The sequence below is a fragment of the Streptomyces sp. NPDC001415 genome, assembly GCF_053597395.1.
In genome coordinates this window covers 1-23404 of sequence record NZ_JBSFIE010000025.1, presented here as the reverse complement: position 1 = coordinate 23404, position 23404 = coordinate 1, and the positions used below count along the sequence as shown (strand labels likewise).

General features: G+C 71.6%; 15 protein-coding genes and 1 pseudogene. 6 read left to right on the top strand and 10 right to left on the bottom strand.

The genetic code is table 11. From position 1 onward, the window contains the following. The first annotated feature begins 85 nt into the window (after window positions 1–85). From ACWC2B_RS27400 to ACWC2B_RS27390, 3 genes are all read left to right on the top strand, one after another. Window positions 86–1822, top strand: coding sequence for an amylo-alpha-1,6-glucosidase (locus tag ACWC2B_RS27400; protein WP_450721080.1), 1737 nt, complete (start codon window positions 86–88; stop codon window positions 1820–1822). 70 nt (window positions 1823–1892) lie between these two features. Beyond that, on the top strand, window positions 1893–3740 hold the full coding sequence (locus ACWC2B_RS27395; protein WP_450721078.1) for an RICIN domain-containing protein: 1848 nt from the start codon (window positions 1893–1895) through the stop codon (window positions 3738–3740). A gap of 253 nt (window positions 3741–3993) precedes the next feature. Then, complete coding sequence (locus tag ACWC2B_RS27390; protein WP_450721076.1) at window positions 3994–4713, top strand: GH12 family glycosyl hydrolase domain-containing protein; 720 nt, start codon at window positions 3994–3996, stop codon at window positions 4711–4713. A 26-nt stretch (window positions 4714–4739) separates the two neighbouring features. Here the strand turns inward: ACWC2B_RS27390 and ACWC2B_RS27385 are convergent, their stop codons facing one another. The 6 genes from ACWC2B_RS27385 to ACWC2B_RS27360 form a co-directional block, all read right to left on the bottom strand. Continuing rightward, window positions 4740–5747, bottom strand: a complete 1008-nt coding sequence (locus tag ACWC2B_RS27385; RefSeq protein WP_450721074.1) for a LacI family DNA-binding transcriptional regulator — start codon at window positions 5745–5747, stop codon at window positions 4740–4742. A gap of 166 nt (window positions 5748–5913) precedes the next feature. After that, window positions 5914–7080: an ROK family transcriptional regulator gene (locus ACWC2B_RS27380; protein WP_450721072.1), complete on the bottom strand. Its 1167-nt coding sequence runs from the start codon at window positions 7078–7080 to the stop codon at window positions 5914–5916. A 255-nt stretch (window positions 7081–7335) separates the two neighbouring features. Then, window positions 7336–9618: an alpha-xylosidase gene (yicI, locus tag ACWC2B_RS27375; protein ID WP_450721070.1), complete on the bottom strand. Its 2283-nt coding sequence runs from the start codon at window positions 9616–9618 to the stop codon at window positions 7336–7338. After that, window positions 9615–11015: a GH1 family beta-glucosidase gene (locus tag ACWC2B_RS27370; RefSeq protein WP_450721068.1), complete on the bottom strand. Its 1401-nt coding sequence runs from the start codon at window positions 11013–11015 to the stop codon at window positions 9615–9617. Before ACWC2B_RS27370 ends, yicI begins: the two co-directional genes overlap by 4 nt. Window positions 11016–11086: 71 nt before the next feature. Then, window positions 11087–12070 (bottom strand): acetylxylan esterase, encoded by a 984-nt coding sequence (locus tag ACWC2B_RS27365; protein ID WP_450721066.1) that lies wholly within the window; start codon window positions 12068–12070, stop codon window positions 11087–11089. A gap of 201 nt (window positions 12071–12271) precedes the next feature. Beyond that, window positions 12272–15169, bottom strand: a complete 2898-nt coding sequence (locus tag ACWC2B_RS27360) for a glycoside hydrolase family 3 C-terminal domain-containing protein (protein WP_450721064.1) — start codon at window positions 15167–15169, stop codon at window positions 12272–12274. 240 nt (window positions 15170–15409) lie between these two features. Here ACWC2B_RS27360 and ACWC2B_RS27355 point away from each other — a divergent pair. From ACWC2B_RS27355 to ACWC2B_RS27345, 3 genes and pseudogenes are all read left to right on the top strand, one after another. Further along, window positions 15410–15688, top strand: a pseudogene (locus ACWC2B_RS27355) (family 43 glycosylhydrolase); the annotation flags it as partial. Window positions 15689–16031: 343 nt separating this feature from the next. Further along, the gene (locus tag ACWC2B_RS27350) at window positions 16032–18176 is read left to right on the top strand and encodes a beta-galactosidase (RefSeq protein WP_450721062.1); all 2145 of its coding nucleotides are present in this window, start codon (window positions 16032–16034) and stop codon (window positions 18174–18176) included. A gap of 64 nt (window positions 18177–18240) precedes the next feature. Then, a complete protein-coding gene (locus ACWC2B_RS27345) occupies window positions 18241–18807 on the top strand; it encodes a MepB family protein (RefSeq protein WP_450721242.1) in 567 nt (188 codons plus the stop codon). Window positions 18808–18844: 37 nt separating this feature from the next. Here the strand turns inward: ACWC2B_RS27345 and ACWC2B_RS27340 are convergent, their stop codons facing one another. The 4 genes from ACWC2B_RS27340 to ACWC2B_RS27325 form a co-directional block, all read right to left on the bottom strand. Continuing rightward, on the bottom strand, window positions 18845–19327 hold the full coding sequence (locus ACWC2B_RS27340) for a hemerythrin domain-containing protein (protein ID WP_450721060.1): 483 nt from the start codon (window positions 19325–19327) through the stop codon (window positions 18845–18847). A 187-nt stretch (window positions 19328–19514) separates the two neighbouring features. Then, complete coding sequence (locus tag ACWC2B_RS27335) at window positions 19515–21671, bottom strand: xanthine dehydrogenase family protein molybdopterin-binding subunit (protein ID WP_450721058.1); 2157 nt, start codon at window positions 21669–21671, stop codon at window positions 19515–19517. Window positions 21672–21726: 55 nt separating this feature from the next. After that, window positions 21727–22713: an FAD binding domain-containing protein gene (locus ACWC2B_RS27330; RefSeq protein ID WP_450721056.1), complete on the bottom strand. Its 987-nt coding sequence runs from the start codon at window positions 22711–22713 to the stop codon at window positions 21727–21729. Beyond that, window positions 22710–23327 carry a 2Fe-2S iron-sulfur cluster-binding protein gene (locus ACWC2B_RS27325; RefSeq protein WP_450721240.1) on the bottom strand — a complete coding sequence of 206 codons (618 nt, stop codon included), beginning with the start codon at window positions 23325–23327 and terminating at the stop codon, window positions 22710–22712. The genes ACWC2B_RS27330 and ACWC2B_RS27325 overlap by 4 nt, the downstream gene beginning before the upstream one ends. Window positions 23328–23404: the final 77 nt, after the last annotated feature.

The following is a 23404-nucleotide window of genomic DNA, read 5'->3' as shown; positions in this document are numbered from 1 at the left end:
GACCGGCCCTCCCCCGCCATGACCGTGAACCACCCGCGCGCGTCGGCCTGCTGACGCCCCCTGCTCCAGAAACGAGTCACGACACATGACCGCCGCCCGAACCGGCCCGGCCTTCTCCGTCCACGACATCCCGTTCAGCACGTACGGATCCTGGTTCGACATATCGCCCGTGGTGGCCGAGAAGACGTACGCCGAGGACCTTCACCTCGTCTCGCACCAGAACGGCATGCACGGCGTCCTGCGCCTGGTCCCCGTGGACCCGGCCACCGGGGATCGGGCCGCCACCCGTGTGGAGGCGGCACCGGGCCTGCTCGGCTGGGTCGGCGAGAGCGGGCGCGTCGACCTCGCCTACGAGTCGCCGGACACCGTTCGCCTGCGGGGGAGCGGCCTGGGCATCGGTGTTCTCGCCGCCGCGCACGCCTTGACCCCGTTCAGCGGAACGTACTTCTTCCACGACCCGGCGGCGGACGCGCACGTGTTCACGTCGTACGAGACCGGGCGCCGCTACCGGGTCACCATGGTGTCCGGTTCCATCGCCGACGCGGCCGGAGCGCAGGCCCTGGGCGGCGGCGACCGCGGTCTCACCGTCGTCGCGGGGACGGACGGCGGCTGGGAGATCGCGATCGAGGAATTCGACACCGCCCGCCCGCCCTACGGGCCCTCGGGGACCTTCGACGACATCGTGGAGTCCGCACGGCGCGCCTTCGCGGACTTCGTCGACGCGGTGGCCCCTTGGCGCTCGTCGGCCACCCCGGCCGCCGAACTCGCCGCCTATGTCGTCTGGTCGGCGACCGTACGGCCGGCGGGCCTGGTCGGCCGGCCCGGCGTGCTGATGTCCAAGCACTGGATGGACAAGGTCTGGAGCTGGGACCACTGCTTCAACGCCCTTGCGCTGGCGCCCGGTTTTCCCGAACTGGCCCTGGACCAGTTCCACCTCCCCTTCGACCACCAGGACGACACCGGCGCGCTGCCCGACTCGGTCACCCACTCCGAGGTCCTGTACAACTTCGTCAAGCCGCCCATCCACGGCTGGGCCTTCGGCCACCTGCGCCGCCTGCTGCCGACACCGCCCGACCAGGCCGAACTCGCCCGGGTGTACACCCGGTTGGAGCGCTGGACCGACTTCTGGCTCACCGCGCGAAGAGCCCCGAACGCCCAGTTGCCCTACTACCAGCACGGCAACGACAGCGGCTGGGACAACGCCACCACCTTCGACCCCGAGCGGGTGGTCGTCACCGCCGACCTCGCCGCCTTCCTCGTCCTCCAACTGCACGAACTCGCCCATCTCGCCGAGAAGTTGGGCAGACCGGAGGAGGTGCGCCGGTGGACCGCGACAGCCGAGGAGACTCAGACGGCCCTGCTCGACCAGCTCTGGACCGGCGACAGGTTCCTCGCCCGGTCGGCCGCCACCGGAGACACCTGGGGCAGCTCCAGCCTTCTCGACCTGATGCCCGTCGTGCTGGGCGAGCACCTGCCCGCCGACGTCGCCGGCGCGCTGGCCGACCACATCAAGGCCCATCTGACGCCGTACGGCCTGGCCACCGAACTGACCACCTCGTCGCACTACCTCGCCGACGGCTACTGGCGCGGCCCGATCTGGGCCCCCGCCACCGTCCTCGTCGAGGACGGCCTGCGCCGCGCGGGACACCACCGGCTGGCGGACGACATCAGCGCCCGCTTCCGCGCCCTGTGCGAGACCCACGGCTTCGCCGAGAACTTCGACGCCCTCACCGGAACGGGTCTGCGCGACCGCGCCTACACCTGGACCGCGAGCAGCTACCTCCTCCTCGCCGAAGCGCACGCCCACCGGGACAGCCACTGACCGGCCGTCTCCCCCACAGCCCCGGGACCGTACCGGGCCCGGGTTCCTTCCCCCCTCCAGGAGCCGCACCATGCACTCGCCCACCCGCAGAGCCACAACCAGCACCAGGCGCCGGGCGCTCACGTCCGCCGCCGTCCTCCTGACCTCCCTGGCGACGACCCTGGTACCGGCCACCCCCTCCCAGGCCGCGGACACCGGCGTCACCGTCGACTTCGCCCAGGCCGGAGGCGCCCCCACGTACCGCGCCTCCGGAATGATCTACGGCATGACGCCGAACGGCTCGCTCCCGCAGGACCACTTCTTCAAGGACATCAAGTGGCACTACATGCGGGCGGGCGGCGCCCAGCTCAACAAGGGCGGCTACGCCACCAGCCTCGCCGAGTACCGGACCCGCTGGAACGCCACCCTCGCCCAGTACAAGCGCACCGCCGCCCTCGGCGGCACGTTCATCATCCTGCCGCACGACCTGTGGGGCGCGGACAGCACCACCAAGGTGGGCTGGCCCGGTGACAACGGCGACTGGACGCAGTTCGACAACTTCGTCACTCAGCTCATAGGCGACGTCAAAGCCAACAACATGACGGTCCAGTGGGACCTGTGGAACGAGCCCGACGGCAGTGGCTTCTGGGGCGCCTCGCAGGCTCAGTACCTGCAGATGTGGTCGCGGTTCTACGCCCGCGTCCGGGCCGCCTTCCCGGGCCAGCTCATCGTCGGCCCGAGCATTGCCCGCCAGCCCACCTCCTCCAACAGCTGGTGGACCACGTATCTCAACTACGTCAAGGCCAACAACGTCGCCCCCGACATCTACAGCTGGCACTCCGAACCCGCCGACCCCGTCTCGGGCGCCGCGAGCGCCAACTCCACGCTCGCCGCCGCAGGCCTGACCAACACCCGCCCGTACCAGATCAACGAGTACGCCGGGCTCTCCCAGCAGAACCCCGGCGGCGGCGCCTGGTACATCGGCCGCCTGGAGCGGGCCGGCATCGACGGCCTGCGGGGCAACTGGGCCTCCGGCACAGCTCTGCACGACAACGAGGCCAACCTGCTCACCAAGAACAGCGCGGGCCAGTACCTGCCGCTGGGTGAGTGGTTCATGTACCGCTACTACGGCTCCCAGACCGGCAGCATCGTCAACCTCATCCCCGGCACCAACACCGACGGACTGGCGACGAAGGACAACACGGCGAAGAACGCCAAGGTGCTGCTCGGCAGCAACGGCAACACCGGCAACGTCACCGTCAAACTCACCGGCCTGGGCACCACGTCGGTGGTGGAGGGCGGCAAGGTCCGTGCGGTCGTCCAGCGCGTCCCCCACAACAACGGCGCCGCGGTGGCGGGCCCGGAGACGATCTCCGACACCACCCTGACGGTCAGCGACAACGCGGCGTCGGTGAGCCTCCCTTGGAGCAACGCCAAGGACGGGTACACCGTCACCCTGCTCCCGCCGTCCAACACCACCGTGTCCACGGTCGCCGTCAGCGAGAACAGCGGCCAGTGCCTGGACGACACCAACCTCAGCACCGCCAACGGCACCCAGTACCAGCAGTGGAACTGCGAGGGCGGCTATCAGCAGATGCTCGGCCTCAAGCCGGTGAGCGGCAAGCCCAACACGTACACCGTCGTCGACGAGCACAGCGGCAAGTGCCTTGATGTGTCCGGGGGTTCCACGGCGGACGGTGCCGCCGTCATCCAGTACACCTGCAACGGCACCACCAACCAGCAGTTCACCCTCAAGCCCGTCACGGCCCTTGGCAACAGCAAGGACTACCAACTCGCCGCCGTCCACAGCGGCAAGTGCGTCGACGTCAGCAATATCTCGACCACGGCCGGCGCGCTGGTCCACCAGTGGACCTGCGACCCGGCGAGCGCCCTCGGCACCAAGAAGAACCAGATCTGGCGCCTCCAGGGCAAGGGCTGACACCCGGTAACCCTCCCCGGCTGTCAGAGACACGCGCGGCCGTCCCGTGCCACTGCTACCGCTGCGGGACGGCCGTGCCGCCGTCGCAGAAGGGCGCCCCACTCGAAGCGCTTCGATACGCTGCAACTCTTGCCACGACCGCAACTCGCGCTTAACCTCACAGAAACTTCGAAGCGCTTCACCCATCGACGATCGTCGCCGTGCGGACCCAACCCGCCCAGCCGCACGCCCCCCACCCGTGGAAGGTACAAGCATGGGACGACGCATCACGGCACACCGGCTCACCCGCGGCCTCCTCACCGCCGCTGTCGCACTCGGCGCGACGATCTCCTTCGCCGCCGCTCCCGCTCAGGCCGCGACCTGGAACACCTGCGACCAGTGGGGCAGCACATCGCTGAACGGCTACACCCTGTACAACAACGTCTGGGGCTCCGGAGCGGGATCACAGTGCACCTGGGCCAACTCCGGTTCGAACTGGGGCACTTGGGCCTCCCACCCGAACACGGGCGGCATCAAGTCGTACCCGAACTCGAAAAAGGCCGTCAACAAAGCACTGTCCGGGCTGGCCTCGCTGACCAGCAACTACAACGTGTCCGTGCCGTCGGCGGGGGCGTACAACTCCTCGTACGACATATGGGACGCGGCCAACAAGTACGAGATCATGCTGTGGGTCAACAAGACGGGTCCGGTCGGCCCGATCGGCACACAACAGGCGTCCGTGTCCCTTGGAGGGCACTCCTGGAACGTGTACAAGGGGACCAACGGCAGCAACCAGGTCTTCTCGTTCGTGCGCACCTCCAACTCCAGCTCCGGCACCGTCGACATCCTGCCGATCCTGAAGTGGATCGCGAACACCAAGGGCTGGATGTCCGCGAATGAGGTGATCGGGGTCGTCCAGTTCGGCTTCGAAATCACCTCGGCGGCCGGCGGTCTGAACTTCGCGGCCAACAACGTGACCGTGTCGTCGAGTTAGCCCTCTGCGCGGCAGGGCCGTGCGGGTCATTCAGGGGCGAGCCCCGAGCTGGCCCGCACGGTCAACTCGGGCGCGATCAGCTCGACGACGTCTGTGGCCTGCCCGGCCAGTTTGGTGACGACGTGCTCCACCGCCTGGCGGCCCATCTGTTCGGCGGGAATGGAGACCGCGGTGAGCTGGACGGATGCCTGCAGGGCGACTTGATCGGCACAGATCGCGACGACCGACACGTCCTCAGGAACGGCACGGCCCTGCCGACGCAGCAGACCCAGCAGCGGTTCCACCGCGGACTCGTTCTGCACGATGAACCCCGAGGTGCCGGGACGTTCGTCGAAAACACGGCCCAGAGTGGCGGTCATCGCGTCATAACCGCCCTGGCTCGGCCGATGCAGCAGACGCAGGCCGAGCTCACGGCTCTTGAGGCGCAGCCCCTCCAAGGTGCGTTCGGCGAAGCCGGTGTGCCGCTCGTAGACGGCCGGCGCCTCGCCGATGGCGGCGATCTCACGGTGCCCGAGTCCCGCCAGATGCTCGGCGCACAGGGCGCCGGTCGCGGCGAAGTCGAGGTCGACGCAGGTGAGGCCCGCCGGGTCGGACGGCAGACCGATCAGAACAGCGGGCATCGCGGATTCACGCAGCAGCGGCAGCCGTTCGTCGTCGAGTTCCACGTCCATGAGGATCATGGCGTCGGCCATACCGCTGCCGGTGACGCGACGCACCGCGGCAGGGCCTTCCTCGCCGGTGAGCAGAAGCACGTCATAGCCGTGGGCCCGGGCGGTGGTGGTGACGGCCAGGGCGATCTCCATCATCACCGGCACGTACATGTCGGTCCGCAGCGGCATCATCAGGGCGATGATGTTGGACTTGCTGCTGGCGAGGGCTCGCGCACCGGCGTTGGGATGGTAGCCGAGCGCTTCGATGCTGTGCTCGACCCGTTCCCGGGTGCTGCGCGAGATGGACCGCTTGCCGCTCAGGACGTAACTCACCGTGCTGGCCGAGACTCCCGCGTGTCTGGCGACCTCGGCGAGGGTGACCATATTCCCGCTCTCCTGTGTCCGACGATCTCCGCGGAGAACCGCTTGAACAGTCACGACCATTCCATACGATTGCAGCCGAGAACCGACCCTAGTTGTCAGGGCATGTGGTGTCCAGAGCGGAGTCGAAGCGCTGCACCACGCCCGACCTCGCGGAACAGGCCTCCGGTCAGCCGGCGGGCAGCAGGGTCGGATCCGCCATGATCCGGCGGACCGTCGTCAGCGCCGCGCCGAGGAGCGGTCCGCGCCGGCCCAGGGCGGATGGGCGCAGCGCCTCCGGTGCCCAGGGCCGTACGGTGACGCGGGCGGCCAGTTCCGCGCGTACGGACGGCAGGAGCCAGTCGGCGAGTTCGGCGTAGGCGCCGCCGAGGACGAGGCCGTCCGGGTCGATGAGTTCCACGGCGGACGCGAGGGCGAGGCCCAGGGCGCGCCCCGCACGGTCCAGGGCCCGCAGGGTGGGCGCGTGCCCGGCGCCCGCCCGCTCGGCCAGCAGGGCGACCGGGTCGCCGGCCTGTGCGAGACCGGGTCGCGCGAGACCGGCCTCGCGCAGCACGGCCGCCTCGCCCGCGTACTGTTCCAGGCAGCCACGCGCGCCGCAGGCGCAGCCGGGACCATCCGGTTGGACGGGGATGTGGCCGAGCTCGCCGGCGAAGCCCCGGGCTCCCCGGAACAGCCGGCCGTCGATGATCAAAGCGGCGCCGATACCGGCCTCCGCGGAGACGTGCACGAAGGTCTCCGCGCTCTGCTCGGCGTTCCAGTACTCGGCCAGCGCCCCGAGGTTGGCCTCGTTCTCCGGCTCGGGCACGGTGTCCGGGTCGGGCCAGTGGTGGGCGAGCCGGATGCCGTGCCAGCCGAGGTTGGGCGCGCGCTCGACGAGTCCACCGGGTTCGTTCGGCACCACCCCGGGCACGGCGAGGACGCGCCCTTCGACGCGCAGCCCGAGGGCGGTGGCTCCGGCCTCCGCCTCGGCGGCCAGCGCGGCGGCCTCCGCCAGTACCTGCCCGGCCGGCCGGCCCGTGTTGGCCCGTTCCACCCTGAGCCACAATCGTGTCTCGCCCCGCAGGTCCACCAGGCACGCGCCGAGGTGGGTGGCGCCGATCTCCAGGCCGAGGCCCGCGGGGCCGCGGTCGCTGACGGCCAGTGCCCGTCCTGGGCGGCCGACCCGTCCGCTGGCCGTGGCCGCCGCCTCGGTCAGCGCGCCGCGGTCGATCAGCTCGTCGACCAGGGAGGAGACGGCCGCCCTGGTCAGTCCGACGCGTCCGGCGACGTCCGCGCGGGAGAGCGGGCTGTGCGCGCGGACCGCGCCGAGGACGAGCGCGAGATTCTGTCGGCGCATGTCCTGTTGTGATGCCGGTCCGTTCTCCGCGCCCCTGTTCGTCATGCCGACCCCCGCCACGTGCCACCCTTCCCACCGGTCTTCGGCCGGGGCGACCTGCGGGGCCCCGGCCCGTCGCAGGGTATCCCCGATCCGTTCGAGCGCGTCGCCGTACTCTTCACCGGCTCCGGGGGCCGGGCTCAACGGCGAAGCCCCGCGCGCCCATGCGGTGGCGTGCGGGACCTCGCGTCGGGGTGCCGGCTCGGACACAGGCTCTCAGGCCGGGTAGGGAACGTCCCCCTCACCGGTGCCGGCGGGGTTGACGTGCAGGGCGCCGTCCGGGCCGCCGATCCTCAGCTGCCAGGGGTGCGGGCAGTCGGTGGTCACCCGGAGGCGGTCGCCCGTGCGGCGCAGTTGGAAGCGGGCAGCCTCACCGGGGCCCTCGGTGCGCGGGATCTCGACGGTGCGCTCGGCGCCGTCGGCGAAGGCGTGGACGCGCAGCTCGACGCCGTCGGCCCAGGCGGAGACCGGGTGCTGGTCGTCCGCCCCGAGCGGGATGACGGAGTCGGGCCGGGCGAGCAGCGGCAGGGTGTGGAAGCCGTGCTGTTCACGTACCCAGCGCGGGCCGGTGACCTGGTCGCCGGTCAGGATGTTGGTCCACGTCCCCTCGGGCACGTAGTACTCGACCGTGCCGTCCTCGGTGAACACCGGGGCGACGAGCAGGTCGTCGCCGAGCAGGTACTGCCGGTCGAGCGTGGCGGCGGCGGGGTCGTCGGGGAACTCCAGGACCATGGCGCGCATCACCGGCACGCCGGTGGTGTGCGCCTGTTGGGCGGCGCGCTGGAGGTAGGGGGCCAGGCGGTGCTTGAGCAGCGTGAACTCCCGGGTGACCTCGACGGCCTCCTCCCCGAAGTCCCACGGCACGCGGTAGGACTTGCTGCCGTGCAGCCGGCTGTGCGAGGAGAGCAGGCCGAACTGCGTCCAGCGCTTGAAGACCGCGGGCGTCGGGGTGCCCTCGAAGCCGCCGATGTCGTGGCTCCAGAACCCGAACCCTGACAGGCCCAGCGAGAGACCGCCGCGCAGCGACTCCGCCATGGCGTTGAAGTGGGACTCGCAGTCGCCGCCCCAGTGCACCGGGTACTGCTGGCCGCCGGCGGTCGCGGAACGGGCGAAGAGCAGGGCCTCCCCCTCCCCGCGCTCCTCGCGGAGCAGATCGAACACCGCCCGGTTGTACAGGTGGGTGTAGTAGTTGTGCATCCGCTCCGGGTCGGAGCCGTCGTGCCAGACCACGTCGGTGGGGACGCGCTCGCCGAAGTCGGTCTTGAAACAGTCCACGCCGACGGCCAGCAGGGTGCGCAGCTTGCCGGTGTACCAGTCACGGGCGGCCGGGTTGGTGAAGTCCACGAGCGCCATGCCGGGCTGCCACAGGTCCCACTGCCAGACGCTGCCGTCCGGGCGGCGCACCAGGTAGCCCTCCCGCATGCCCTCGGCGAACAGCTCCGACTTCTGGGCGATGTACGGGTTGATCCACAGGCAGATCCGCAGCCCCCGCTCCTTGAGCCGGGCCAGCATGCCTTCCGGGTCGGGGAAGGTGTCCCGGTCCCAGTCGAAGTCGCTCCACTGGTAGCCGCGCATCCAGAAGCAGTCGAAGTGGAAGACGCTCAGCGGGATGCCGCGCTCGGCCATGCCGCCGACGAAGCGGTTGACGGTGGCCTCGTCGTACTCGGTGGTGAAGGACGTGGTCAGCCACAGGCCCAGCGCCCACGCCGGCGGCAGCGCGGGGCGGCCGGTGAGCGCGGTGTAGCGATCCAGGATCTGCTTGGGGGTCGGGCCGTGGACGACGAAGTACTCGATGGACTGGTCCTCGACGCTGAACTGCACCTGGCCGACGGACTCGGAGCCGATCTCGTAGCCGACCTTGCCGGGGTGGTTGACGAAGACGCCGTAGCCCCGGTTGGTCAGGTGGAACGGGACGTTCTTGTAGGCCTGTTCGCTGCTGGTGCCGCCGTCGGCCTGCCAGATGTCCACCACCTGGCCGTTGCGGACGAACGGGGTGAACCGCTCCCCCAGCCCGTACACCAACTCTCCTACGCCCAGGGCGAGTTGGCCCAGCATGTGGTGGCGGCCCTCGGCGTCGGTGACGAAGCCGGTGCCACGCTCGCCCACCGAGGTCAGCAGCCGGCCGCCGGCGGTGAACTCCAGCCGCCACGGCTTGGAGGTGTCCACGCGCAGCGTCAGTTCGCCGGCGCAGAGCTCCACCACGTCGCCGTCCCTGCGTACCTTCCCACTGCCCTGTTCGGAGCCGGGCAGCGCGAACTCCGGGCCGCGCCGCACCGAGCCGGCGTGGTGGGTGGCGCGCACCCCGATCACGCCCTCGGCCGGGGACCAGCACTCGACGGTCAGCAGTGGGCTGTTGAGCGTGTCACCACGGCCGCGCACGTGCTTCACGGGCGCGTAGAGGGTCAATCGCTCCTCGTCGGTCCGGACGTCAGCGACCTCGGTGGCGTAGCGCGCGGTGACGCCCGGGCGCATCAGCCAGTAGCCGTCGGTGAACTTCATCGGGCAGGTTCCTCCGTCCGCGCGCGGTGCGCGGTGATCAGGCCCCGGTACCAGTGGTAGCTGTCCTTGGGGGTTCGGGTCAGGGTGTCGTAGTCGACGTGGACCAGGCCGAAGCGCTGCTCGTAGCCGCGGGCCCATTCGAAGTTGTCCAGGAGGGACCACACGTAGTAGCCGCACACGTCGACCCCGGACGCGACGGCGTCGGCGACGGCGGCGAGATGGCCGGCCAGGTAGTCGATCCGTTCGGCGTCGTGGATCCGGCCGTCGGGGGTGAGGCTGTCGGCCTCGGCGGAGCCGTTCTCGGTGATCCAGATCGGCGGGAGCCGCGGGTAGCGGGCGTGGAGGTCGCGGAGCAGTTCGGTGAGCGCCGACGGGACGACGGGCCAGCCCATGGTGGTGAGCCTGGTGCCGTACAGGTTCGGCTCGGCGACGCCGATGTCCGTGGCGGTGCGCAGTTCGGGGTCGTCCTGGTGGTGCGGGGCAGCCGCGATGGTGATCGGCCGGTAGAAGTTGATGCCGACGAAGTCCAGGGGCGCGCCGATCAGTTCCAGGTCGCCCGGCCGCCGCCAGGGGCCGTCGGCGAGCCCCTCCCAGGTCTCGGCCTCGTGCTCGGGGTAGCGCCCGGCGAACAGCGGCTCGGTCCAGACCTCGTTGTGCAGGACCTCGGCCCGACGCAGGGCGGCGAGGTCCTGGGGGCGGTCGGTCAGGGCGTGCAGGCGGTCGAGGTTGAGGGTGATGCCGACCTCGCGGGCGCCGGCCGCGCGCAGTTCCCGGACGGCGAGGCCGTGGCCGGCCAGCAGGTGGTGGGCGGCCGCCAGCGCCCCGCGGCCTTCCAGGGCGCCGGGCGCGTGCCGGCCCTCGGCGTAGCCCACGAAGGCAGAGCAGAACGGTTCGTTGAGGGTGATCCAGCGCTCGACCCGGTCCCCGTAGCGCTCGGCGGCGACGGCCGCGTACTCGGCGAACGCCTCGGCGGTCTCCCGGACGCGCCAGCCGCCTCGGTCCTCCAGCGCCTGGGGCAGGTCCCAGTGGTAGAGGGTGGCGGCGGGCGCGATCCCGGCGGCGAGCAGTTCGTCGATCAGCCGGTCGTAGAAGTCCAGGCCCTTCGGGTTGACCGGGCCGGTTCCCCGCGGCAGGAGGCGCGGCCAGGCGATGGAGAAGCGGTAGCCGTCGACGCCGAGGTCCCGGAGCAGGGCGACGTCCTCGGGGTAGCGGTGATAGTGGTCGCAGGCGGTGTCGCCCGTGGCGCCGCCGAGGGTACGGCCCGGGGTGTGGCTGTAGGTGTCCCAGATGGACGGGCCGCGGCCGTCCTCGTCGTGGGCGCCTTCGATCTGGTAGGCGGCGGTGGCCGCGCCGAAGCGGAAGTCGGGGGGCAGGTCCGGGTGTGCCGGGGTGCTCATGCGGCGGTACCTCACGGGTCTCTCGGAGATCGGGCGCACGGTCGGCCCCGCGTCGCGGGGCACGGCGGCGGTCACAGGTGCGGTGCCAGCCCGAGGCTGTGCAGCCAGGAGAGCTGGGCGGGCGGGTTGGAGCCGCAGCCGCCGCCGTGGTCGGCGAAGGGCCACACCGTCATGGTCCGGTCCTCGCCCGCGTAGTGGTTGAAGGCGGCGTAGACCGTGGAGGGCGGGCAGACCGGGTCCATCAGGCCGACGCTGAACAGGGCCGGCGCGGTGGCCCGCCCGGCGAAGTTGACGCCGTCGAAGTAGTCGAGGGTGTCGAAGGTCGGCACCACGCGGTGCCGACTGTGCCAGCGCAGGTACTTGGCGATCTCCGGGTACGGCCCCTCGCCGGTTATCTGCACGGCACGGCGGAAGTGGCACAGGAACGGGACGTCCGGCATCACGGCCGCGACGCGGTCGCCGCTGAGGCCGGCGACGGCGAGGGCGAGGCCGCCGCCCTGGCTGCCGCCGCTCACCACGACGCGGTCGCTGTCGAGCCCCGGCAGCTGAGCGACGGCGTCCACGGCGCGCACGCAGTCGGTGATCAGCCGCCGGTAGTAGTAGTTCTCGGCGGAGTCGATGCCCCGGGTCATGAAGCCCTCGACCCACTGGGTGCCGTCGCCCATGCCCCGGTCCGGGGTGTCATGGCCCTGACCGCGGCTGTCGACCACGAGGTGGGCGTATCCGGCAGCGGACCAGAACAGGTGCTCCGTGGGCAGCCCGCGGCCACCGCAGTAGCCCATGTAGCTGACGACGACGGGCAGCGGCCCGTCCACGCCGCGCGGCCGCAGCAGCCAGGCGGCCACCGGCTCGCCGTTCCAGCCGGGGAACCGTACGTCGTCGACCTCGACGGTGCGCAGCGCGTGCTGCGAGGTGACGCGTTCGGCCTTGACCGCCGCGCCGTGCGAGCGGGCGTCGGCGAGGGTTCGCCGCCAGAACTCGTCGAAGTCCTGCGGGATGGTCAACTCGGGCCGGTAGCCGACGAGTTCGTCAAGTCCGAAGTCTGTGAGCGGCATGGGTGCTTCCTCCGGGTGGAGCGATGACGAGCCGATGTGGTGGGACGTGCGCAGCGACATGGGGGCCGTCTCCGGGCCGCGGAGACGGCGGGGGTGGAGCGGGCGCGGTACCAGGGGGCCTCGCGGCTTCGGCAACCGGGCGGGAACGGATGGCGGCCCGCCCCCCTGTGAGCGGGCCGCCGGTCTGTGGGGCGACGGGTGTCAGTCGGCCGCGCTGAAGCGGAAGGCGGAGAGCCGGAAGTCGCCGTGCAGGGTCAGGCTCAGGTCGTGCACGCCGTCGAGCGGGGCGGCGAGGTCTGCGGTGGCGCCCGTCGCCGCGTAGCGGTCGCCGGTCACGGGCACGTCGATCCGGGCCAGGACCCGGTCGCCCAGCCTGGCTTCGAGCCGGGCCCCGCCCGTGCCGGCACCCTCGCGGCTGGTCTCGACCTCGATCCTGGTGGCCCCGGAGAGGTCGATGTCGCAGAAGAGGAGCGTCGCGGGCCGCGCGGGGTCGGTGGGCGTGACGGCGTCGCCGTCGGTGCGGGTGGCGTCGACGATGGTGGCGTCCTCGTAGTCGTCGAAGTCGACCGCCGGGATCCGGTGTCCGACGCCCGCGCGGGGCCCGGCGGCGGTGCCGGTCACGGTGAGCGGTGCGGAGAGGACCGGGTGGTCGGCGCAGCGGGCGACGATCACGTCGTAGTCGCCGGGGTCGACGGCGAAGGCGCCGGTGGTGACGTCCCAGTGGGCGAGTTGCCCGGCCGACAGGCGGAACGTCAGCTCGCGGCTCTCCCCCGGCTCCAGCCAGACCTTGCGGAAGTCGGCCAGTCGCAGCCGGGGTGCCTCGTAGCGGGCCTCCAGGGGCCGGACGTACACCTGGACCACCTCGCTGCCGGGGCGCTGTCCGCTGTTGGTCAGGGTCAGCGTGACGTCGACCGAGCCGTCCTGGCCGATCGACGGCTGCGACAGGCGCAGGTCGCGGTGGGCGAAGTCGGTGTAGGACAGCCCGTGGCCGAAGGGGTAGAGGGGGGCGGCCCGGTGGTACTGGTAGGTCCAGCCCGCCTTGATGATGTCGTAGTCGAGCGGGGCGGGCAGCGGGTCGTCGCCCCGGTACCAGGTCTGCGGCAGGCGGCCCGCGGGCTCTGCCTCGCCGAGCAGGACGGCGGCCAGCGCGTGTCCTGTTTCCTGCCCGCCGTGGGAGGTCCACACCACGGCGGGCAGGTGTTCGTCGGCCCAGTCGAGGGCGTACGGGTAGCTGCTCATCACGACCAGCGCCGTTTCCGGACGGACGGCCGCGACGGTGCGCAGCAGCTCCTCCTGCCCCTCGGGCAGGTCGATGTCCGCGCGGTCCTCCGTCTCGCGGCCGTTGACCAGCGGGTGGTTGCCGAGGACCACGACCGCGACGTCGGCCGCCCTGGCGGCCTCCCGCGCCTCGGCCGCGCCGTCGCGCAACACCTCCCGCCGCCAGCGCTCGGCGTCGTCCGCGCTCTCGGCGGTGACCGTCACCTGGCCGTCGGTCGGGTCTACGGCGGCGTAGCGCCCGGTGAAGACGGAGCGGAGCAGCACGGTGTCGGCGCCGGCCGGTTCGAAGCGGAAGGTCTCCTTGACGAACCAGCTCTTGATGGTGTTCTGGTCGTCGGCCAGGGTGTCGTCGTCCTGGAGGCTCAGGAAGCGGCCGGTGTCGGCGGCGCGCAGCGTGCAGGCGCCGCCGCCCCAGTCGGTCACGTCGAAGGCGCATTTGCCGAGCACGTCGCCCGTGGTGCGCGAGCGCAGGGTGATCCGGTCGGAGCCTTCCACGCGGACCACCTCGCCGCCGTGGGCGCCGACGGCCGCGGCCAGTCCGGTGGCGACGCCCACCTGGTACGGCATGGTGCCGCTGTACCAGTCCTCGAAGAGGGTGTCGGCGAGCGGGCCGATGACGGCGATCCTCGGTGTGCGGTCCGGGTCGAGCGGCAGCAGGCCGTCGTTCTTGAGCAGCACCGTCGATTCGATCGCGGCGTACCGGGCCAGGGCGCGGTGCTCGGGGCTGTCGATCACCTCGGCACCGATCCCGGCGTAGGGATCCAGTTCGGGGTCGAACTCACCGAGCCGGAAGCGCACTTCGAGCTGCCGTCGGACCGCGCTGTTCACGTCGGCCTCGTCGATCAGACCGCGCTCCAGGGCCTCGCGCAGCCGGCCGACCGGCGTCCCGCTGTCCTCGCCGTGGTCGGTGAAGTTGTCGATGCCGGCCTTGAGAGCGGCGGCGTGGGATTCGGCGTGGTCGTCGAAGTAGTGCTCCGGATCGACCAGGTTGGACGGAGCCTCGGCGTCGCTGACCACGAACAGCTCGTGACCGGTCGGCTCGGCCCAGCGGCGCAGCTCCGCCTCGATCAGCGGACTGACGTGGCAGGGGCGGCCGTTGACGAGGTTGTACGCGGCCATCGCGCCGGTCGCGGCACCGGAGGCGACAACGGGGCGGAAGGCCGCCAGGTCGTACTCCTGGAGCACGCGCGGACGCAGTCCGGAGGAGGTGGTGCAGCGGTCGTCCTCGTTGTTGTAGGCGAGGAAGTGCTTGAGTACCGGGGCGGTCCGCAGGTAGGTCGGGTGGTCGCCGGACAGGCCCCGGCAGAACGCCTCGCCGATCCGGGCGGTGTGCACCGGGTCCTCGGAGTAGCCCTCCTCGTTGCGGCCCCAGCGGGGGTCGCGCAGCAGGTTGAGCACGGGGGCCCAGGCCTGCAGCGAGTTGGCTCCCCGCTCGGCCGTACTGATCGCCGGGGGACGGTGGTAGTGGAAGGCCCGCAGCTCGGTCGAGACCGCGTCGGCGACCCGGCGCACGAGGTCCTCGTCCCAACTGGCGCCGAGGCCTACGGCCTGCGGAAAGACCGTCGCCTCCCCGAGCCAGGAGACGCCGTGCAGGGCCTCGCTGCCGGTACGGAAGGGGGCGACGCCCAGACGCGGCACGGCGGGCGCGTACTGGTGCAGCATCGCGAGCCGTTCGTCGAGCGTGAGCCGTTCGACCAGGTCGTCGACGCGCTTGCGCAGCGGGAGCGCGGGATCACGGAAGTCAGGCAGGTCGGCTGCGGGGACGGGAACGGAACTCACGTGGAATACCCCTCGGCGGGCTGGATGCAATGGGCCGTTCATCGAAGCGCTTCGACGCTGCCATGCTCCAATCCGGCTGTCAACTACTCAGGACAGCAAGGATTTTGTATTTGTTCAGGCTCTTGCTCAACCGGTAACGCGTCATTAGTCTCGCCGAAACTTCCAAGCGCTTCGACGCACGGCTGAAGCTTCCGAGCGCTTCGACGTACCGACGGAGAGGGGCCAGGTCACCATGAGAACCGGGTTGAACCGTAGGAGCTTTCCGAGCACCACCGCCACGATTCCATCGCCCGCGGCCCGTCGCCCTCCGGCCCGTTCGAACCGTGCCCGGCCAACCCGATCCTGACCCACCGCGGCACCCCCCGCCCGATCCAGAACACCGGGCACGCCGACCTCGTACAGGCGCCCGACGGCTCCTGGTGGATGGTGCTGCTCAGCGTACGGCCGCGCGGCGGCACCCCCGGCTGGCACGCACTCGGCCGGGAGACGTTCCTCGCCCCGGTCGAGTGGGCGCACGGCTGGCCGGTCGCCGGCGAGGTAGCCGCCGAACTGCCCGCTCCCGCTCGGGAGTTGCGCGGCACCTTCATCTCGAAGGGCGTCCCCGTCCACCTGGGCGAGTACGGCCTGCTCACCCGGCCCACCGACGGCGCCGTCGAGCACGGCGAGATGATGAAGTACTACGAGGAGCTGGGTTACCAGGCCCGCGTCAGTGGTGTCACCACCGCGCTGTGGGACGGCTTCGCCTTCCTCGACCGGGCCGAGCTGAAGTGGCGGGGCCCGGAGGTGACTACACGGTCACCAAGTCCGGCACCACGGTGACCGGAACCGCCTCCTGACCGATGTCCTCCCCGCCCCGGCTGCCGCCCGCCGGCGGCCGGGGCCCCTCATGTATCGAGGTGCACCCATGCTCCCGCTGCCCCCGCGCGTGCTGTTCGGCGCCGCCTACTACCACGAGTACCAGCCGTCCGAGCGGCTCAAGGAAGACCTCGACCTGATGGCGGAGGCGAAGTTCACCGTCATCCGGGTCGGCGAGTCGGTCTGGTCCACCTGGGAGCCGGAGAACGGACGGTTCGACCTGGACTGGCTCCAGCCGGTGCTCGACGCCGCCCACGAACGCGGCATCGCGGTCGTCCTCGGCACGCCCACCTACGCCGTGCCGCCGTGGCTGGCCCGGCAATACCCGGAGATCGCCGCCGACACGGCGACCGGGCGGCGCGCCCACTGGGGCGGCCGCCAGGAGGTCGACTTCTCCCACCCGGCCTTCCGCTTCCACGCCGAGCGGGTGGTGCGCCGGATCGTCGCCCGTTACGCCGACCACCCCGCGGTGATCGGCTTCCAGGTCGACAACGAGCCCGGCTGCCGGCTGCCCCACAACCGGGGTGTCTTCCAGCGCTTCGTCGACGACCTGTGGGCGAAGTACGGCGACGTGGAGACCCTGAACCGCGAGTGGGGGCTGGTCTACTGGTCGCACCGGCTGACCGACTGGTCCGACCTGTGGACGCCCGACGGCAACGCCCAGCCGCAGTACGACGTCGCCTGGCGGGCCTTCCTCGCGCGGCAGACCAGCGAGTTCATCGCCTGGCAGGCCGAGATCGTCCGCGAGTACGCCCGCCCCGGGCAGTTCGTCACGACCTGCCTGCACTACGGCCACCCCGCGCTGGAGGACGACGAGCTCACCGACAGCCTGGACGTCACCGCGGGCAACCCGTACTACGACATGCAGGACGCCCTCGCGCTGCCCGACCCCACCCCCGAGGACCATGAACAGGGCTGGAAGTCCACGGGCGTCTGGGCCCTCTACCAGGGCGCCGACCGGGTCTTCTCCTCCCGCCAGGAGCCGTTCCTCATCACCGAGACCAACGCCCAGGCCATCGGCGGTACTTCGGAGAACCGGCCCGCCTATGACGGCCAGTGGCGGCAGGCCGCCTGGGCCCTGGTCTCCCGTGGCGCGTGGATGATCGAGTACTGGCACTGGCACACCCTGCACTTCGGCACCGAGACGTACTGGGGCGGGATCCTGCCGCACAGCGGCAAGCCCGGCCGGATCTACGCCGAACTCGCGCGCCTGGGGGCGGAGTTCGAGACGGCCGGGTCGCTGGTCGCCGGGATCGAGCCCGATGCCGACATCGCGATGGTCTACTCGATGCCCAGCAAGTGGCTGATGCAGAAGTACCCGCCGCTGGCGAAGGCGGACGGCAGCGATGACCCGACGTCCTACCACCGCATCTTCGACCCCTTCTACCGCGGGGCCTTCGAGGCCGGCCGCCAGGTACGGATCATCCACGCCCGCCAGTTGCACGACGCCCGGGGCATGGGGGTCCCCCCGGCCGAAGGCTGGGGGAGGGCGGGGATAGCGCCCGAACTGGCCGCCCGGCGCCACCCGGTGCTGGTCGTGCCCGCGCTGTACCTCGCCGAGGACTCGCTGCTCGACTGGTTCACGGCCTACGCCGAGGCCGGCGGCCACCTCGTGCTCGGCCCCCGCACCGGCTACGCCGACCACGAGGCCCGGGCGCGCCACGAGACCGCCCCGCCGCGCCTCACGGCCGCCGCGGGCGCGCGGTACGACGAGTTCAGCAACCTGCCCACCGACCTCCCCCTTCGCGCCGCCCCCGACAGCCCGCTGAAGCTCCCGGCCGGCGCGACCGCGACACGCTGGGTGGAGGGCCTCACCGCCACCGACGCCACCGTGCTCGCCGGGTACGACCACCCGCACTTCGGCCGCTGGCCGGCCGTCACCACCCGGGCCCACGGCGCCGGCCGGGTGACCTGCGTCGGCACCGTCCCCGGACGCGACCTGGCCCGGGCGCTGGCCGGCTGGCTCGCCCCAGATCCGGTGAGCGGCTGGCCCGACCTGCCCGCCTCCGTCACCGCGACCACCGGAACGTCCCCCGACGGGCGCCGGGTCCACGTGGTCCACAACTGGAGCTGGCAGCCCGCCGAGGCCCAGCCGCCGGTGGACCTGACCGACGCGCTGGACGGCACCCCGGTGCCCGCCGGCGGGCCGGTCTCCCTGGGCGCGTGGGACGTACGGGTCTTCGCCGCACGATGAGAGAAGGCGGGCGGTGCCTGGCCGCGTACACATATCGGGCCTCTGACACGATGTCGGAATGACCATGAACCATGAAGACCCACCAGGATGCGGCGCCCCCGAGCCCTGGCTGCGCGCTCCCGGTGATCTTGTGCGGGCGAAGGCGCTGGTCTACGACCCGAGCGGGTTCACGTGCTCATCACCGATTCCGGAAGCGGAGAGTGCCGAGTACGGGGCTCACGAGTTCACGCTGGACGGCCTCTCGGTCAGGTTCCGCGTGGCCAAGACGACCCCGACGAAGGTCGGCCAGTTCGTCACGGTGTGGAGGAGGTCCGCGAGCGGGCCGATCCGGCCCTTCGACGCCGAAGACTCCGTCGATCTCTTCGTCATCAGTAGCCGCGATGGCGACCGGTTCGGACAGTTCGTGTTCCCGCAGGACGTGCTCCGCGAACGGGGCATCGTCTCGACGGACGGTTCCGGCGGGAAACGGGCCTTCCGTGTCTATCCGCCGTGGGTGACCACCACCAGCCGCCAAGCCCGCGGCACCCAGATCTGGCAGGTGGAACACTTCCTCCAGCTGTCCGAAGCCGAGCCCGTCGACCTGCCCCGCGCCCACACGCTCTACCACCCCGGCGGGCGCCCGCGACGCTGATGTTTCCTGGTCGCGCCAGAGAGCGGCAGGCGGGGCCTCAGGCGGCCACCGTGTCCCAGATCTTCTTCTGATCGGGGCGGCACGGCCGCTGCGGGGCCCGCTCGGCGAGTCTGGTCATCCAGGCGCCGATCTCCCTCAGTTCCTTGCGCCCGACCGAGGCCCGTACCTGGGGGAACCACATGTGGTCCTCGGCGTCCATGTGCCGCTCCACGATGTCCATCAGAAGGCAGGCCTTCGCGTCGAAGGCGATCTCCTCGGGACGCATGTCCTGCAGCTCGGCCGCCAGGATCTCGGCGATGTGGTGTTCCTCCCGGAAGGCCACGATGGTCAGCTCGGTCTCCGGGGCCAGGACGGACACCCGCGGATACATGCCCTCCCGCTCGATGTACGTGTACACGGTCAGCGCTCGCAGGAACTTCTCCACCACGCCGGGATCCCGGTCGGCCCGGTAGGAGCGGATCAGTCGCCTGATCTCCTTGTGGCCTGCCCTCAGCATCACGATGGCGTCGGTGGTGGGCATAGGCAACTCCCAAGAGGCGCAGGACTCACTTCGGTGACAGGCCAATACCCGGCAAACCGGGCCGTCACACGCCATGAGTGCCGGGCTGCTCGTCCGTGGTCGCATGGATACGGAACGTGGCCGGGGCGCGCAGCCGTCCCGGGCGCCACCCGGCAGGCGAACGAAAGATCAAGGACGTCGTCACGGATCAGGGACCCTCTCCGTGCCCCCATGGGCCGGCCCCGCTCCTCCCGTCGTGGGCCGGCTCTCGTCCGGCGGCGTGCACACGGTCCGGGGTGAGCGGGAGTTCCCTGAAGCGGATGCCGGTCGCCTGGTGCACCGCGTTGCCGATCGCGGCGGCCGTTCCGACGATGCCGATCTCCCCGATGCCCTTGCTTCCCATCGGGTTGAGGTGGGCGTCCTCCTCGTCGATCCAGTGGGCCTCGACCTCGGGCACGTCGGCGTGCGCCGGGACGTGGTAACCGGCGAGATCACTGCCGATGAAGGCGCCCGACGCGGGGTCCACGCGGCCGCCCTCGGTGAGTGCCATGCCGAGTCCCATCACCATGCCGCCGATGAACTGCGACCTGGCGGTCCGCGGATTGAGGATGCGCCCGGCCGCGTACACGCCGAGCAGGCGGCGCACCCGTACCTCGCCGGTGTCCGTGTCGACGCCCACCTCGGCGAAGTGGGCACCGAAGGCGTGGCGCGCGTACGGGGATTCCTGGTCCGCCGTGCCCTTGGTGTCCGCGGACGCCGTCAGCCCCTCGGCGGGCAAGGGACCTGTACGCTCGCGAAGTTGGCGGGCGAGGGAGCGGCACGCCTCGTGCACGGCCCAGCCCCAGGACGCGGTGCCGGCCGATCCTCCCGCGAGCGGGGCCTTGGGAAGTCCGGTGGTACCGATCTCCGTGCGGACAGCCTCGGCGCCGACGCCGAGCGCTTCGGCCGCGATCTGCGCCAGCACGGTTCGGGCGCCGGTTCCGATGTCGGTCGCGTTGATCCGCACCACGTGGAGCCCGTCGGGGTGGGCGGTGACGGTCGCGCGGCTGGGCGAGACGAGCACCGGGTAGGTGGCGGCAGCGACGCCGGTGCCGGTGAGCCACACCCCCGAACGCCGGGCCCCCGCACGATGATCGCGCTCGGCCCAGCCGAAGCGCTTCGCACCCTCGCGCAGACACTCGACGACGTGCCGGCTGCTGAACGGACGGCCGCTGTCGGGCTCTTCGCTCGGCTCGTTGCGCGCCCTCAGCTCGATGGGGTCCATGCCGAGCGCGCAGGCGAGTTCGTCGATGGCGGACTCCAGCGCGTACATGCCCGGCGTCTCCCCGGGCGCACGCATCCAGGACGGGGTGGGCACGTCCAGCGCGGCCACCCGGTGGGTGGTGAGACTGTTCGCGCCGGCGTACATCACGCGCCCGGGCACCGCCGCCTGCTCGACGAACTCCTTGATCCGGGAGGTGTGTGTGGTCACCTCGTGGATCAGGGTGGTGAGGGTGCCGTCCCGCTCGGCGCCGAGCCGCAGGCGGTGGTCGGTCGGCGCGCGGTGGCCGACCAGTTCTGTCAACTGCCGCCTGGTCAGGGCGAGTTTGACGGGTCGCCCGACGTGCAGGGACGCCATCGCGGCGAGCACCACGTGCGGCCGGGGCGTGCCCTTGGAGCCGAAACCGCCGCCGACGTGTTCACACACCACGGTCACCCGTTCCTCGGGCAGCCCGAACAGCTCGGCGAGGACGGCACGTACCGGGTCGGCGCCCTGGCTGGTGTCGTACACGGTGAGGCGGCCGTCCTGCCAGCTCGCGGTCGCGCCGTGCGGCTCCATGGGGTGGTTGTACAGGGGCGGCACCCGGTAGTGCGCGTCGACCTGAACCGGTGCCGCGGCGAACGCGCCCTCGGGGTCGCCGCGTCGGCGCTCGGTGGGGTGGCCGCCGTTGACCTCGTCGGGGCTGTAGGCGCCGGCCGGGTTCTCGGTGAGGACGGACTCGTGGGGCTCGGTCGCGTATCCGACGGCTACGGACTCGGCCGCGGCGCGTGCCGCCTCCAGGGTCTCGGCGACCGCCAGGGCGACCGGCCACCCGTGGTGCGGAACCCGGGAGTCCTGGAGCACGGCGAGGGTCCGGTCGTGCGTGGCGGCGAGCCGGGGGGCCGAGTCCGGAGTGAGCACGGTGAGCACTCCGGGCATCCTCAGGGCGGCGGCGGTGTCGAGGGAGGTGACCCTGCCCTTGGGGACGGTGGCGGTGACCAGCCAGGCGTGCACACAGCCCGGCGGCGTGTACTCCGTCGCGTACAGGGCGCCCCCGCTCACCTTCGCCGGGCCCTCACGACGCTCGATGGGCGAGCCGACTGCGTTGTTCGCTTGCGAAGCCATGACGGGTCTCCTAGCGGGTCGAACAGGACGCGGCGGGCCTTCCCCGAAAGGGGGTTCAGCCCGTGGCGGTCAGCGTGCCGAGCATGCGCATGGCGAGGTCACGGGCGAGCGCCACCTTGTACGCGTTGTCCCGTAGCGGTACGGCCTCGCCCAGCTCGGCGTCGAGCGCCTCTGCGACGGTTTCGGGGGTCGGCCGCGCGCCCAGCAGGGCGGCTTCGGCCTGCCGGGCGCGCCAGGGGCGATGGGCCAGCCCGCCGAAGGCGATGCCGATGTGGCGGATCGACCCGTCCTCCAGCTTGAGGACGGCCGCCACGGAGGCGAGCGCGAAGGCGTACGAGGCTCGTTCGCGCGCCTTGCGGTAGTGGGACACCGAGCCTGGCGGCAGAGGCGGCAACACCACGGCGGTGATGAGTTCACCGGGGCGGATCACGGTGTCCCGCTCCGGGTCGTCCTCCGGCAGGCGCAGGAACTCCGTGACCGGCACGGCACGGCCGCCCTGGGGGCCGGCCAGTTCGACGACGGCGTCGACCGCGGCGAGGGCCACGGCGAGATCGGAGGGGTGGGTCGCGACGCAGCGCGGCGAGTGGCCGAGGACGGCGTGGTCGTGGTTGACGCCGTCGAGCGCCCCGCAACCGCTGCCCGGCACACGTTTGTTGCAGGGTTTCGACACGTCCTGGAAGTAGGCGCAGCGGGTGCGCTGCAGAAGGTTCCCTCCGGTGGTCGCCGCATTGCGCAGCTGACCCGAGGCGCCGCTGAGGACGGCCTGCGAGACCACGGGGTACCGCTCCCGCACCAGGTGATGTGCGGCGAGGTCGCTGTTGCGTACGGTCGCGCCGAGCCGGAGCGCGCCGTCCGGCCGCTCCTCCACGCGGTCCAGCGGAAGGCGCGTGATGTCGACCAGGACCTCGGGACGCTCCACCCCGAGCTTCATCAGGTCGACGAGGTTGGTGCCGCCACCCAGGTAGCGGGCCTCGTCCCGGCCGGCGTGGGCGGCGGTGGCCTCCTCCACGCTCCGGGCCCGCACGTACGACACCGGCTTCACACGATCACGTCCCGCACTGCCTCGACGATGTGCGGGTAGGCGCCGCACCGGCACAGGTTTCCGCTCAGCCGTTCCCGGATCTCCTCGCCGGTCAGCCGCACCGGGGTGCCCGGCGCCGACCGCGTGTCGGTGACCGCGGAGGGGGCACCCGCCTGAGCCTCCTCCAGCATGCCGACGGCCGAGCACAGCTGGCCGGGCGTGCAGTACCCGCACTGGAACGCGTCGCGATCCAGGAACGCGCGCTGCAACGGATGGAGGTCGCCGTCCTCGCCGGCCAGGTCGGCGAGCCCCTCCACGGTCACGATCTCGGCCCCGTCCTGCGTCACGGCGAGCAGCAGGCAGCTGTTGACCCGGCGGCCGTCCACCAGGACCGTGCACGCCCCGCACTGGCCGTGGTCGCAGCCCTTCTTCGACCCGGTCAGGGCGAGCCGCTCGCGCAGCAGGTCGAGCAGGGTGGTGCGGTGGTCCACCTCGGCGCTGTGGCTGGAGCCGTTCACCCGCAGGGCCACCCGTGACGCGGTGGCACCGGGAGGTGAGTCCGCGGGGCGGGGCCAGGGCTCATGACGAACCGCCTGCCCCGGGTCGCCGGCGCGGGGTTCCTCGCTGCTGTCCATCGTTGCCTGTTCCTCGATCCGGATGGTCGGTGGCGGCTGAGAGCCGGTGTCCGAACCCCGCGCGGACCCGGGCGGGG